This is a genomic window from Streptomyces sp. NPDC002306, from assembly GCF_053593435.1.
This window is the reverse complement of the sequence record NZ_JBSFCK010000076.1, coordinates 1-13,605: the sequence shown is the minus strand read 5'-3', so window position 1 is coordinate 13,605 and position 13,605 is coordinate 1. Positions and strand designations below refer to the sequence as shown.

At 66.1% G+C, this 13,605-nt stretch carries 14 protein-coding genes and 1 pseudogene; 11 read left to right on the top strand and 4 right to left on the bottom strand.

Annotation, left to right across the window (positions count from 1 at the left end):
* Together ACWCQK_RS40500 and ACWCQK_RS40495 are read right to left on the bottom strand one after the other, a co-directional pair.
* The coding region (locus ACWCQK_RS40500) for an IS110 family transposase (RefSeq protein ID WP_451164052.1) at nt 1–325 on the bottom strand (325 nt) is incomplete at its 3' end.
* A 398-nt stretch (nt 326–723) separates the two neighbouring features.
* Nucleotides 724–900, bottom strand: coding sequence for a hypothetical protein (locus tag ACWCQK_RS40495; protein WP_451164050.1), 177 nt, complete (start codon nt 898–900; stop codon nt 724–726).
* A 409-nt stretch (nt 901–1,309) separates the two neighbouring features.
* Between ACWCQK_RS40495 and ACWCQK_RS40490 the strand changes: the two genes are divergently transcribed.
* From ACWCQK_RS40490 to ACWCQK_RS40465, 6 genes are all read left to right on the top strand, one after another.
* Complete coding sequence (locus tag ACWCQK_RS40490; RefSeq protein ID WP_451164048.1) at nt 1,310–1,846, top strand: hypothetical protein; 537 nt, start codon at nt 1,310–1,312, stop codon at nt 1,844–1,846.
* Nucleotides 1,847–1,906: 60 nt separating this feature from the next.
* Nucleotides 1,907–2,560 carry a SigE family RNA polymerase sigma factor gene (locus ACWCQK_RS40485; RefSeq protein WP_451164046.1) on the top strand — a complete coding sequence of 218 codons (654 nt, stop codon included), beginning with the start codon at nt 1,907–1,909 and terminating at the stop codon, nt 2,558–2,560.
* The gene (locus tag ACWCQK_RS40480; RefSeq protein ID WP_451164044.1) at nt 2,557–3,216 is read left to right on the top strand and encodes a hypothetical protein; all 660 of its coding nucleotides are present in this window, start codon (nt 2,557–2,559) and stop codon (nt 3,214–3,216) included. Before ACWCQK_RS40485 ends, ACWCQK_RS40480 begins: the two co-directional genes overlap by 4 nt.
* A 585-nt stretch (nt 3,217–3,801) precedes the next feature.
* Nucleotides 3,802–5,505 carry a murein biosynthesis integral membrane protein MurJ gene (gene murJ, locus ACWCQK_RS40475; RefSeq protein WP_451164042.1) on the top strand — a complete coding sequence of 568 codons (1,704 nt, stop codon included), beginning with the start codon at nt 3,802–3,804 and terminating at the stop codon, nt 5,503–5,505.
* A gap of 59 nt (nt 5,506–5,564) precedes the next feature.
* A complete protein-coding gene (locus tag ACWCQK_RS40470) occupies nt 5,565–6,752 on the top strand; it encodes an Ig-like domain-containing protein (RefSeq protein WP_451164040.1) in 1,188 nt (395 codons plus the stop codon).
* 432 nt (nt 6,753–7,184) lie between these two features.
* Nucleotides 7,185–7,598 (top strand): hypothetical protein, encoded by a 414-nt coding sequence (locus ACWCQK_RS40465; RefSeq protein ID WP_451164038.1) that lies wholly within the window; start codon nt 7,185–7,187, stop codon nt 7,596–7,598.
* A gap of 58 nt (nt 7,599–7,656) precedes the next feature.
* Here the strand turns inward: ACWCQK_RS40465 and ACWCQK_RS40460 are convergent.
* Together ACWCQK_RS40460 and ACWCQK_RS40455 are read right to left on the bottom strand one after the other, a co-directional pair.
* Nucleotides 7,657–8,885 (bottom strand): annotated as a pseudogene (locus tag ACWCQK_RS40460) (IS110 family transposase).
* 186 nt (nt 8,886–9,071) lie between these two features.
* Complete coding sequence (locus ACWCQK_RS40455) at nt 9,072–9,329, bottom strand: helix-turn-helix domain-containing protein (RefSeq protein ID WP_451164036.1); 258 nt, start codon at nt 9,327–9,329, stop codon at nt 9,072–9,074.
* A 259-nt stretch (nt 9,330–9,588) separates the two neighbouring features.
* On the opposite strand from ACWCQK_RS40455, the gene ACWCQK_RS40450 reads away from it, so the two are divergent.
* From ACWCQK_RS40450 to ACWCQK_RS40430, 5 genes are all read left to right on the top strand, one after another.
* Nucleotides 9,589–10,188, top strand: coding sequence for an RNA polymerase sigma factor (locus ACWCQK_RS40450; protein WP_451164034.1), 600 nt, complete (start codon nt 9,589–9,591; stop codon nt 10,186–10,188).
* Complete coding sequence (locus ACWCQK_RS40445) at nt 10,185–10,907, top strand: hypothetical protein (protein ID WP_451164032.1); 723 nt, start codon at nt 10,185–10,187, stop codon at nt 10,905–10,907. Before ACWCQK_RS40450 ends, ACWCQK_RS40445 begins: the two co-directional genes overlap by 4 nt.
* Before the next feature lie 248 nt (nt 10,908–11,155).
* Nucleotides 11,156–12,349, top strand: coding sequence for a replication-relaxation family protein (locus tag ACWCQK_RS40440; RefSeq protein ID WP_451164030.1), 1,194 nt, complete (start codon nt 11,156–11,158; stop codon nt 12,347–12,349).
* A 115-nt stretch (nt 12,350–12,464) separates the two neighbouring features.
* A complete protein-coding gene (locus ACWCQK_RS40435; RefSeq protein ID WP_451164028.1) occupies nt 12,465–13,313 on the top strand; it encodes a reverse transcriptase domain-containing protein in 849 nt (282 codons plus the stop codon).
* Entirely contained in the window at nt 13,217–13,570 is a 354-nt protein-coding gene (locus ACWCQK_RS40430; protein WP_451164026.1) for a group II intron maturase-specific domain-containing protein, read from the top strand. Before ACWCQK_RS40435 ends, ACWCQK_RS40430 begins: the two co-directional genes overlap by 97 nt.
* Nucleotides 13,571–13,605: the final 35 nt, after the last annotated feature.

Sequence of the window (13,605 nt, the reverse complement as noted above, 5' to 3'; positions counted from 1 at the left end):
CGCGGCGGATGCGGGCCTGGTCGGCGATGACGGGGGCGTCCTTGGCGTCGGTCTTGCCTTCGCCGCGGTAGCTCGCGCAGGCGCGGTGGATGGCCCGGCCGCAGATGTAGTGCAGCGGCTGGTCGTGGTTGAGGAGGATCATGATGGCCAGGGCGGCTCCGCCGTCGGCCAGGTCGATTCCCCAGGTCACCTCGTCTCCCAGGGCCATGACATCGGTGAGGAGTTCGAGGAGTTCGCGCTCGTCGTTGGCGACGTGTCGGGACAGCAGCCGACGGCCGCTCTCGTCGATCGCGACGCAGTGGTGGTGTGTCTTGCCTGCGTCGATGCCGGCTCAGATCATGGCCATGTGGTGCCTCCGCGCGGTGGGTGCTGATGTCTCCCGACGGACGACCTCGCTGTCGACTCCCTACTCGGCGATCATTCGCAATTCCTCATTGGCAGCCGGGTCACCGTGGGGCACCGGGCGGCCAATCACTGAAAGCCACAAGCGGCAGAGCCTTTTGAACCACACCCGGCACCCCTGGACGGGTGAACCATACGAGGGACTCACCGCATCCCGCAGAGCAACGTAGGAAGCCCTTTCCAACCTGGCTGTGGTAGCGGGGTGTTGGTGGGCATGGGTGGTGCGGAACGACGAAGCTCCTGGTAGACGGGTTCTCGACCAAGATCGCCCGTGTCCGCCAGGAGCTTTGCGTGCTTGTCTACCCGTTGTCGATCGAGAGTTCAGCCGACGCCGACAGCGTGGGATACATCGGCCGCCCGCCGCCGCTTGGCACGCACGTTCTCGATCGGGGCCGGCGCATCGTCCGAAACGACGTCGGGCTCGGGGAACGCGCGCCGGGACAGCGACCGCATCGCCGCGGTCTGCCGCTCCACCGCCTCTGCGATGGCCGGGTCCATCCGGGACGGCGACGCCATTGAAGCGGGGGCAGGCGCTGGAAAGGCCAGACCGCTGGTGCCTGTCGGCGATCTGCTGGATGGTCTTCGTAGAACCTTCGGGCGAGCGCGGTCTGGTCCGCGGTGCGCTTGGGCCGGCTTGCTATCGCTTTCTGACTCGGGGAACTCGATCATGGTGGCCAGAAGGAACGCTGCGGGTAGTGACGGCCACTTCGGCGAGGGCTGCAGTTCTGCCCTCTGTCTGAGCGACAAGAACCCCAAGGTTGATGCGTGTGATGAGTGCCACATGCGGTGATGTGTCCGAGGAAGCAGCTTTCTGCAGCACGGGCGCTGTCTGGGGGGTGGATAGGACAGAAGAGCCTGTCTGCTCCGGCCTCGATGGCTGGTGCTGTTTGATCTACAGGAGTTATTGATGACTTCCATCGGCTCGCACAGGCGGAAGCGCGGATGGCTGGCTGTTGTTGCGAGTGCTGCGGTACTGGCCACGGGTACGGGGGTGGCGGTCGCCTCGTCCGTCAGCGCGTCGCCGGTGTCGGCAGCGCCCGCCGTGGCCTCCCTTCAGGCCGCCTCTATGGCTGGTGCCGTGCAGGTGGTTGCGCCGGGTGAGCGGATCGCTGTTGCCGGCAACACGCTGTGGCTGACGGGGAAGGGCCTGCATATCGTTGCCCCGAAGTCTTCGGGTAGCGACACGCCGGATGTCATGCGGGTCGCAGACGTTCTGCCTGGGAAGGTGTCCACGATCGCCCGTGGCGACGCTTCCGGTGCGCTATGGGCGGGGATTTACCGTGGTCCTGTGACGCCGACGACCAAGGTCACCATCAAGCTCGGGGCCCGGACCCTTCAGGCCAAGGTTGTCACTCTTGCTGGTAAGCCCGGCTGGGGTGCCTACTACGTCTTCGACGCCAAGGGCAAGGCGGACGTGAAGCCGTCGATCACCGTACAGAGCTAGTCAAGAGCTGCCGCTGCCGTCCCCGGATGGGGCGGCAGCGGCAGCTGTGAATGTCTGTTCGTGCCGCCCGTCTTTTCCCTGCCGAGGTTCAGCCGTGACAAAAACCGCGGAATACCGCAGGCTGGCCCGACGCCGAACCTTGGCGAGGTCCGATTGAGTAGCGCCAGCGATGACGAATTCCACAACTTCATGACGAACCGGTGGCCCAGCCTGTTACGCACGGCGTATCTGCTGACCGGTAGCCACCATGATGCCGAGGATCTAGCACAGAACGCACTCGCGCGCGCGTATGTGAAGTGGAACCACGTCCGGAACAGCGACGACATGGCCGCCTACGTGCGCCAGATCATGATCCACGCCCACGCCGACCGGTTCCGCAGACGGACCGTGCGGGAGTGGTTCACCCCACGCCTTCCGGAGACTCCGGTGGCCGATCAGACTGCCCACGTCGATCGCCGCAACGCGCTTATGGACGCGCTCGGACGACTGCCGGCCCGCCAGCGGTCCGCCGTGGTGCTGTGCTACTTCGAGGACATGACCCATGCCCAAGTGGCCGCAGCCCTGGGTACCCGGACCAGCACGGTACGCAGCCAGATCACCCGGGGACTGGCAAAACTGCGGGAAGACGGCCTTTTGGCTGCTCTGGCCGAACGAGCCGCAGCAACCCCAACAGGGCTTCGACGTCCCGTCCCACAGAAAGGAACGATCCGATGAACCAGGACGAGGGCCTGGCTGCGGCGCTTAAGCAGGTAGCTGCCGGCCTGCCGGTGGGACCGGCCCCCGTGGAGACGGTGGTTCGCCTGGGACGCAGAATGCGCCGACGCCGCCAGGTAACACTCTCAACGGCACTGGCCGCAGCCGTGCTCATCCCCGTCTCCGCCGTGGCTGCCCTCTCACTCGGCTCGTTCGGCTCCCGCACACCCACGGTCCCAGCCGCCTCGGTAGCAGCATCGGCTCACGTGCAGGTGGTGGGGCCGGGTGAGAAGGTCGCGCTGGGTCGGGACAACATGCTGTGGCTGACGGGTCAGGGCATGTTTCTGGTGACCCCGAAGTCTTCCGGCACCACCAAGGAGCGCGTTCTGGACGCGGCAGAGGTGCCCAGCGGGAAGATCTCCGCCATCACGTCCGGGGACGCCTCCGGCGCTCTCCATGCCGGCATTTACCGCGGCCCGGGGAAAGCGGCCACGATCACCGTGGCCATCGGCAGCAGAACGCTGAACACGCAGGTCATCACGTTGGCCGGCAGCCCTGGATGGGCTGCCTTCTACGCAGATGACACCCAGGCAGCAGCCATCAGCACGCCTGCCCTCACCATCACCGTCCAAGCCGCCGACGGAACGATTTTGGCGTCGCTGACCAAGCAACCCTAGGACTAACTGGTCAGCACTTCGCTCTGCGACTGGTCGTTGAGCGCACGAGTGTCCCCGTCTCCCGCTGACTCGGGCGGGAGCCGAAACCATCCACCATGGAGCCCACCGGAGTGCCACGATGCAGAACCCCGACAGACAGCAGAATACGAAATCGGTCCCCTTCACCACGCGAGCTCTGGACAAGAGAGCCACCACTGGCTTGTTTGGCCTCATACGCAGGGCCGCCAATGACGTCGCCGTCAAACTGGCTATCTGGGCTGACGATCCGAGGAACCACGAAGAATCCCTGTCTCTCCGGAGCACCGTGCCGGCACTCCCCACGCAAGAGCCGTCCGGTAGATAGTGCACAGCGAACTCACCAACGGTCGGCACAGCAGCCGGTCCAGACCTGACTACCGGGATACCCCGGTCCTCCCTAGCCAGGGTCCCCATCATCGCCCCGCTGGCATGCAGCCCGGTACGGACGCGACAGCCGCTTCGGTCCCCGTCCCAGCACAGTCGGCCAGCCAGGTTGCTCAGCTGCTGGTGGGCGGGGCTGCCGCGGATGCACATGAGCCCACAGGCAAGGCTGCGGGAAGCGGCGGGATGCTGCTGGGTTCGCTGGTGTCCCGCATCACCGGTTTCCTGCGCAGCGCGATGGTGGCGGCGGCGCTGGGCACAGGGCTCGCCGGGGATGCCTTCAGCGTGGCGAACACGCTGCCGAATATTGTGTTCATGCTGATGATCGGCGGGGCGCTGAACTCGGTGTTCGTCCCCGAACTGATCCGCGCCGCCCAACACGCGGACGGTGGCACGGCGTTCACGGATCGGCTTATCACGGCGTGCGTGGTCCTGCTGCTGACCATATCGGCTGTCACGGTGGTGATGGCGCCATGGCTGGTGCACCTGTATGCGCCGACGTTCACCGGCGGCCAGCTGGACGCAACGGTCGCATTGGCCCGGTACTGCCTGCCGCAGATCTTCTTCTACGGGGTATTCACGGTGCTTGGCCAGGTACTCAATGCGCGGGAGCGGTTCGGCGCGATGATGTGGGCCCCGGTGGCCAACAACTTGGTCGTCATCGGCGTTTTCGGCCTCTATCTGAGTCTTGCCAACTACGTCGATGGCGTGAGTGAGATGGCGCCCTGGCAAGTGGTCTTGCTGGGAGCGGGCAGCACGGTGGGCATCGTGGTGCAGGCGCTGGTGCTGCTGCCGTCGCTGCGCAGGACCGGATACCGGTGGCGTCCCCGATTCGACTGGCGCGGCGCGGGCCTGACCAGACCGCTCCGGGCCGCGGGCTGGGCTCTGCTGCTGATCGCGGTCACCCAGGCCGCGTTCTGGGTAGTTACCGTGCTGGCTACCGGGGTGAGCCAGCGCGCGGCCGCCCAGGGTGTGACGGTCGGGGCCGGTCTGACGGCGTACAACAACGCATACCAGCTGTGGGTCGTCCCACAGGGCATTGTTGTCGTCTCGCTGGTCACCGCGGCCCTCCCCTCGCTGACCCGCGCAGCCGAGGCCGGCGACTACGCCGGACTGGCCGGTGGCCTGGCCCGCACCGTCCGGCATTTCACAGGAGTGATCATGCTCGCCGCCGTGGTGTTCCTCGTGCTGGGCGAGCAGGTGGCGGGGCTGGTATACGGGTACGGGACGGTCACCAGCGGCGACGTGCGGGTCCTTGGCCAGATCCTGGCGGGTTTCGCGCTCGGACTGCCCGCCTTCTGCGTGCAGTACACGCTCACCCGCGGCTTCTACGCTCTCGGTGACCCGCGCACCCCGGTCCTGCTCGCCCTCCTCACTTCCGGCCTCAATGCAGCGCTGTCCGCCGCCGCAGTCCACACCCTCCCCGTGCGCTGGGCAACTGCGGGCATGGCCCTGGCCCACACGGCGGCCTGCCTGATCGGCGCCGCCACCACCGCCATCGTGCTTCACCAGCGCGTCCATCGCGCGGCAGGCATCGAGGATCGGCAGCCTCAATGGCTCGGCTCGGCCTCGGGGCTCAGCAACCTCGGCCAAGTCGGCATTCATCTACGGGTTGTGGTGGCGTGCCTGCCCGGTGCCGCACCCGCGGTTCTCACCGCGTCCTGGGCTCGCGCTCAGCTCGGCAACGGCGCGGCAGGCAATCTCGCCGCCCTGACTTTCGGATGCCTGGTCCTCGTGCTGTCGCTGCTCCTGCTCGCCCGCCCGTTGCGCGTCACCGAAGCCACCGCCCTGCTGCACCCGATCTTGCACCGGCTGTCCAGGCTACGGGCCCGCGCAACCGCGGATCGAACGCTGTCTGCCCGGCGCCGCGGTGTCCACCGCCGCCGCTGACCTGGATACCGCCTGTCGCCGCCCAGTTGCACTCACTTCCTCCAAGGAGCCCGTAACCCGTGAAGAAGCTCATCGTGTCGGTCCTGTGCGTCATGGCGCTCACCGACTGCTCCGCTTCTGCCACCGTTCCCGATCGGCACCAAGACACTGCCGCACATGACCCCACCGCTGCAGCACCCCAGATCATCATCTCGGTGCCCGACGGTGCCACCTCGGAGCCACCAGACACCGCGTTGCGTATCAGCACCACGACAGGCACCCTGACCTCGGTACGCGTCACCCCCAGCGACGGCCGAGACAGCAAGTCCCATGTCGCCGTCTTCGGAACGCTGGACGCCACGCGTCAGACCTGGACCGTGGGACGGACCCTCAGCCCGGCAACCACCTACACCCTCCACGCCACTGCCACAGGCCCAGACGGACAGCGCACCACAACCCGCACCCGCTTCACCACCATGACCCTCAGCCGTACCAATCGTGCCCTGCTAGGACCGCTGGACAACCAGGTGGTGGGGGTGGGGATGCCAGTCACCCTGCGTTTCGACCACCCGGTCGCCGATAAGGCCGCAGTGGAAAAGAGCCTGAGTGTCAACACCACACCCCAAGTGGAAGGCTCCTGGGGCTGGGTTCGCGACCCGCATACCGGGCAGGAACGCGTCGACTGGCGGCCAGCCGAACACTGGCGTCCGGGAACCAAGGTCACCGTCAAGGCTGCACTGAGTGGTGTCAACACCGGCGGCAAACGCTACCTGCCCCGAGACATCTCCACCACATTCACCATCGGAACCACCCGGATCACCCGCGTCGACCTCGAAACGCACCACATGACCGTGACCGAGAACGGCCGCACCCTCCGCACCATCCCGATATCGGGCGGCGGCCCGGACACCCCCACCCACAACGGCATCATGGTCGTCATGGACAAGGTTGCCGACATCCGGATGAACTCCGAAACGGTCGGTCTCGGCAACGCCTACGACATGCAGGTCAAATGGGCCGTCCACCTTACGACCTCCGGAACCTATCTCCACGCCGCCCCGTGGAACGCCGCCCGCATCGGCAGCACCAACGCCAGCCACGGCTGCATCGGCATGACCACCAGCGACGCCCGCTGGTTCTACGACCACGCCCGGCCCGGAGACATCGTCATCACCACCGGCTCAACCGGGCCGACCGTCGATGTCGGCAATGGCCTCGGCAACTGGAACGTGCCCTACGCCCAGTGGAAACAGCGCAGCGCCATGTAACTCAGCGGATCTGTGATGGCCACATCTCTACCGGTAGTTCGTTAGAAGCCGTATCTCAACCGATCATGTGTGAGGTCAGGTGGTGGTGAGCCTCTGCCAATCCGGCGGGCCCTGCCACTGGTAGCCGGTCGAGCGAGGCAGTTTTCGATAAGCATGCACAAATTCTTCAAACTTCGTACACCCATTCCCGCAGGTGGGCGTTTGTTCCGTTGAGTCAACAGACTCCCTTGTACGACGGCGTAGTCCCGACAGTCTCCACAGGGCCACTCCCTCTCCGGATGACCAACAAACCCGACGATCATTCCAGACCCAAGGCTCGCCACCCAACTTGACAGTGCCGCCGTGCCTGGAGTACGTGCTGCTCTTTCTTTAGCTTTGTCCGTGGATCTATGCTCTCGGCATTTCAGTACATTGAAAACAAGGAAGCCAATAATGGGAATGAAGTTTTCACGGCGCACGGGAATCACCCTTGCGACTGGCGTGACCGCTGCTGCGGCTGCCGCAGGTCTACTGTTTGGTGCGCCATCGGCTAACGCTCAACTCGACCCGAGCACCAATGTCGACGGAAAGAGCAAGAGCTTTGATATTATCCAGTTTAACCACAAGGTCGGGGAGATTTTTGTTCCAGACCGGGCGTCAGGGTCAACTAGCTACCTTGAGCATTGGGTGCTTTTCTCCGACTACAAGTACCCCGGCAAAGCCAACCCGACCGCCACGATAACGATCAAGGAAGGTGATAGCACTTATTCGGATTTGCAGGATTTTTTCTCCAAGGTCCCCTTTGGGTCTGGATCTAAGTATGTGAAAGTGGACAGTCACGAGTCTGCAGCTCTTCCCCAGAGTTGAATACATCGCGGGGCGCTGTCACGTTGGTGCTGGTCAGGCATCCCATGCCGTAGCGGTGTCAAGCTGTGGCTGGGAGGGTTGCGTGGTGTGACCAGGCGGTGGCCTCGTCGTAGAGGGTGCGGGTCTTGAGGCAGCCGTGGAGGATGCCGACGAGGCGGTTGCCGAGCTGGCGCAGGGCGGGGTTGTAGTCCAGGTCCCGGGCTCGCTGTTTGTCGTAGTAGCGGCGGGCGCCGGGTGATCTCTGTAGTGAGCAGAAGGCCTGGCGCTGCAGGGCGTTGGCGAGCCGGTTGTTGCGCACGAAGCGGGCTTGGACAGAGTGGACCTTGCCGGAAGCGCGGGTGATCGGGCTGGTGCCGGCGTAATTCTTGCGGGCCTTTGCAGAGGTGTAGCGGGTGGGGTCGTCGCCGAACTCGGCCAGCACCCGGGCGCCGGTGATCTCGCCGATGCCGGGCATCGACAGGTAGATCTCAGCGTCCGGGTGCACGAGAAAATGCGCGCTCACCTGCTCTTCCAGCACCTGTATCTGCTCGTTCAGCGCGATCAGCACTCTGGTGTGCGCGACCGCTGCTGCGCCGTAGGCAGTGGTGACCGGCGCGGGCAGGCCGAGCTGGGGCTCACGCAGCGCGGCCTGCCCGCGCCGGCCTTCTGGTCCCGGCTGCGGCGGCGGTGCCGGGCCAGCACTGCGGTGATCTGCGGCTTCGTCAGCCTGGCCGCCTCGTCGGGCGTAGGGGCCTTGATCAGCAGTTCCATCGCGTCGGTGCTGGTCAGCTCCAGGCCGGCGTAGGCGGCCAGCGCGCCGGGGAAGTACTCGCGCAGCGTGCTCCGCAGCCGTTGGAAGGTACGGGTGCGCTCCCAGATCAGCGTCTGGTGCGCGGGCAACCACGCGAACGGCTTGGGCCCGCCGCTGTCGCCTGCGATCGGCCGCAGCTGGTCGCGGTCGATGCGGACCATGTCCGCCAGTGCGTGCGCGTCACCGCGGTCGCTCTTCGCCCCGGAGGTGCCGTACCGCTCCTTGAACCGGGCCGCCTGCCTGGGGTTGACCGCGTAGACCAGGTAGCTGGCCGCGATCAGCGCCTGCACCCACGGTCCGCGGTCGGTCTCGATCCCGACCACCACCTGCCCGGGCTCCAGGTCCTCGCCGCCGTGCCGGGCCACGATGGCGTGTAGTTTCGCAATGCCCTCGATTCCCTCCGGCAGGCGGGCGGTTGCGAGCTTGCCGCCTGCCTCGTCCTGCACCACCTCGACATCGTGGTGATCTTCGGCCCAGTCGTCACCGATGAACAACACCAGCACCCGCCCCTTCACCCTCGTCCAGTCATGATGCGCTGCCCGCGGAAGGCACGGCTCACGCCCTAATGGATCCAGTGCTCACGCCCAACCACCCGGCGGGCACGCCATCCCACCAGTCGTCACCGATGAACAAGGCCCCGGAGTCCTAGCCCGGACACCAGGGAACAAGTAACCCACCGGTAGCTATCTCGGCTTCGTGATCATGCTCTTCTTCGGTTGACGTCGGACGGTCTTGGACTTGTCGAGGTGCCCGTACACCGTCGAGCGGGGCACGCCGAACAGGTCGGCGATCTGCTGAACAGTCTTGTCTCGGGCGTCGTAGAGCTGTTGGGCCAAACGCCAGTTGTCGACACTGTCCACCTGCGGGTTTGTGATCACCGATCCGAGTGTCGGCAGATGTTCGTTTTCCGACACTTCTTCCTGTGGCGTGTCAGGTCCCACATCGTCTGCTCATACAGCTGCCCCCTGGGGCAGGGCAGCATGGGCGGACCTGGCAGCAAGAGAGTCGGGAGCCGGATCACCGGCCTCACCCATGTAGAGCCGCTCTCGGAGGTCTGCTGTTATGGCGCTCCCTGGCTGTAGTTGATCTTCAAATGAAGCACAGGGAGCACACGAGAAAGACGCCTTCAGTCGTCATGTAACGCCTTGGCCGTAGGTCGACAAGAGGGAGTGAAGGGACGGGGTAGAAGAAGGAGTCGATATGAGACATCCGCCAGGCGGATACCAGGTGATGCGGATCGGTGAGGATCCGGAGGCGTTCGAGGCGTTCTACCGGGAGCATGTGCAGGCGATGCTGCGGTACGCCGCCCGGCGCTGCCGTGATCCGTTTGCCGCGGCGGATCTGGTGGCCGATGTGTTTCTGGCGGCGATCTCGGCGGCTTCCGGGTACCGCGAGGAGTTAGGCAGTCCTGTTGCGTGGCTGCACGGTATTGCCCGGAACGTTGCTGCGGCCGAGGACCGGCGAGCGGCTCGTTTGTGGTCGGCAGAGAACCGGATCTGCGGTCACCGGCTTCTGGAAAGCGACGACATCGCCCGACTTGAGGAGCGCCTGGATGCCGAGCAGGCATCCCGCGGCCTTCTTGAGGGCATGGCGGCGCTGCCATCCAGCCAGCGGGCCGTGCTGGAAATGGTTGCTGTCGACGGGCTGACCGTCACGGAAGCCGCCGCCGCCCTGAACATCAGCACCGTGGCCGCCCGGGTACGGCTGCACCGCGCCCGCAAAGCCATGCAGCGCGAACTTTCCAAGAAGGCAACATCAGACTCCGCTCCGCCCCTTTCATCCCCATTGGAGGTCTCATGAACCTTGAACGCTTCGAGGAGCGGTTGATGCACCAGCTGAAGAACCATGTCGAGCAGCGCGCCCAGGACGCAAACGCTACGGGAAGGGCCCCCCGCCCCTCTCGGACCCATCGCAGGCGTTGGGTCCCGGCCGGGCTGACCGCTGGCCTCGCCGCGTCGGTCGCCGCTGCCGTTCTCGTCCTGAACCCGGCAGGCGGTGCCGGATCGGCTGTGGCCGGACGCGACACCGCAGAGTCGCCGGCCACAGCCGGCGACTCCCTTGACCGGATCTCCACGGTCGCCTACACCCTGAATCGCGACCCTCACGGAACCGTCAACGTCACCATCCGCGACGCCGGCGCAGAACGGCCGGATCTCACCCGGCTCCAGCAAGACCTCAAGCGCATGGGCGTGAACGCCCGCGTCTACCAGGACGATCCCACCTGCCAGCCGGACCAGGGCGAAGATCCCGAACTCGGCTACACCACGCTGAAGACCATCGACTTCCACCACCGCGACGGCACCTTCACCGCTGCCATCCGCCCCGACAAGTTCCCCACGGGAACCCACCTGGAGATCGTCTTCCCTCCGGCGCCCAAGAACCCGGCCCAGATCGACGACCTCGCCTTCGGCCTGCGCAACGGCGAAGCTCCCGACTGCCGTCACATGTTCTTCTCTGAGAGTGAGCTCCCTGCCTCCACGGCAATCACTCCGGGAGAAATCGTTCCCGATCGCAGCTGACCATTCCGCCACTCGTCATGGCCCTCGCCTGCGGGGGCCATGACGGTTCCCTCTCATTCACTGTGACCGCCGGGCGGATCGGGACGGTAACTCACCTTATCGCCGGTTCCGCTTTATGGGCTCTTTAGTCGGATTTGGCGAGCAAGGGTTCGCTAGCAGTGTTCATCAGCGATTGAGGCCGGGGGATGGTAGCTGCTGCCAGGTTGAGGTGCTTGCGCATGTCGAGACGGAAGGTGTCATATGGGTTGATGTTGGACCAGATGTACCGGCTGATGGCGCCGGGCCACAAGGACAACAAGGGTGTGCGCAACGCCTGCCTCGACCTCGCCAAGCACGGACTGACGCTGTCCGAGGGCGCGGCCCGCGACGGCAACAAACTCTGGGGGCTCACCCCCTTGGGGCTGGACGCGGCCGGGGAGGTCCTGGGCCGGGGGCCGGGGGAGATGGGCAGTACCGCGCGGGGTGCTGCCCGTTCGGGTGCTCCGCATGCGATGGCGGTGAACGAGACGGTCATCACCCGCACCCCGCCGACGGCCACCCGCCCGCTCACCGGCACGCCCGCCACGGCGACCGCCCCGACGGCCGTTCCCGCCCCGCAGGCCGTGGCGGCCGGGATGGTGGAGGGGATCGGGAGTGTCTTCTCCTGGTCGACCGAGGTCGCGCTGAACCTGCCCACGTCGGGCCGCAACCGTTCCGGGGTCCGTGCGGACGCGGTCCTGAGGGCGTCGGAGGCGGGGGTGCCGGTGCTGCTGGTGGAGGTCGACAACTGCACCGAGACCACCGACGTCCTGGCCGCGAAGTTCGACAAGTACCTCAGGTTCTTCCGGCTGAAGACCAAAGACCACCAGGAACACGACGTGCCGACCTGGCGGCTGCTGTATCCGCCGACTGGCCGCGAGGGCCATCCCCCGGTCGCGGTCGTTTACAACCCGGGTACGAGGCTGGGACCGCAGGCGCTGAAGAACCGGATGAACACGGTGATGAACGAGACCCGTGCCATCTGGTCGGGCAGCTACGAACGCATGAGCGGCCTCTACAGCGCCGGGGAAGACCGCGACGGCTACTACACTACGCCGACGCCATCCCGGTCCTGTTCACCACCCTCGGCCGCCTCCAGGCTCACGGGCCGCGGGCAGAGGTGTGGTGGCGGTGCGGGCACGGGCCGTGAGAGATCCTCGACACCGCCCTCGCCAACCCCCATGACCATGAGGCCTGGCACGTACGCGAGGAAGCACGGCGGCGCCAGCGCGACGAACGACGCGAGCGTGAACGGCAGCAGGAAGCAGCCGTATGGGACCAGGCAGCGGCAGCGGCGGCGGTGCAGCTGCCCGCGGCGCGTGAGCCTGAGCTGCCGGATGCCGGATGCCGGATGCCGGATGCCGGATGCCGGAACCTTGCGAGCGCTGCGGGCGGCCCCGTATCGAGCCGTTCGGTCCTGGTGAAGAGCAGGCACCGCAGGACGGACGGCACTGCGACACCTGCCGCCTGGACATCTCCCGCGAGTACCCGGGCCTGTTCTCCGTGCTGTTCAAGCGTGGCTGCTGAATCCGGACGACAGTGCGTTGCTGTCACGCGCAGGTGGCCCGCTCTACGTTGCCCCGCTCGGATCGGTCGCGCCGGCTGGCGACGGCGGGTCGCGTGCCACCAGTTGAATGGCGGCCAGCGGCTGTCCGCTCTACCTTCCGGGCGGGGCTGCCTCCGGTCTTCCATCCGGACTCCTACGGCTATCGTCCCGGGCGGTCGGCGATCGACGCGGTGGGCCGGTGCCGCGAGCGCTGCTGGAAGGCGGACTGGGTCATCGACCTGGACATCCGCGCGTTCTTCGACAGCGTTCAGTGGGACCTGGTCCTCAAGGCGGTCGCCGCCCACACTGATCCGTCCCAGTCCTGGGTCCTGCTGTATGTGCGACGCTGGCTCGCCGCACCACTGCAACTACCCGACGGGACACAGCGCGAACGGAGCCGGGGGACCCCTCAGGGTTCGTCGGTGTCACCCGTCCTCGCCAACCTCTTCCTCCACTACGCCTTCGATGCCTGGATGGCGCGGAACTTCCCCGCCATCGGGTTCGAGCGCTACGTGGACGACGCGGTGGTCCACTGCGTCAGCGAACGCCAGGCACGCTTCGTGCTTGCGGCGATCGGGAAGCGGATGGCCGAGGTAGGGCTTGAACTGCACCCGGAGAAAACGCGGATCGTGTACTGCCAGGATGCCAACCGGCGTGCCTCGTACGAGCACACCGAGTTCACGTTCCTGGGGTTCTCCTTCCGCACCCGCTCCGCACCCGCTCCGCGGTCCGCAGGGACGGCCGGATGTTCCGATCGTTCATCCCCGCCATCAGCGGGGAAGCCCTGCGCAGGATCAGTTCCGAGGTGCGGTCCTGGCGGCTGCACCACCGCACCAGCCTGACCGAAGCAGACCTCGCACGGTTCATCAACCCGATCATTCGCGGGTGGATGGCGTACTACGGGGCCTTCTACCAGTCGGCCCTCCATCCCCTCCTGGAACGCGTCAACGCCTACCTGATGCGATGGATGCGCAAGAAGTTCAAACGGCTGCGGGGCAGGAAGAAAGCCCAGACCGCGTGGAACCAGGCTGTCGCACGACCAGGGTCTTTGAGAAGTGATCTTGTGTCCGGGTTCGTCATGCCAGGCCGAGGGCAGTGAGGGGACGCAGGTGGTTTCGGGCGGTGTGGCGGAGG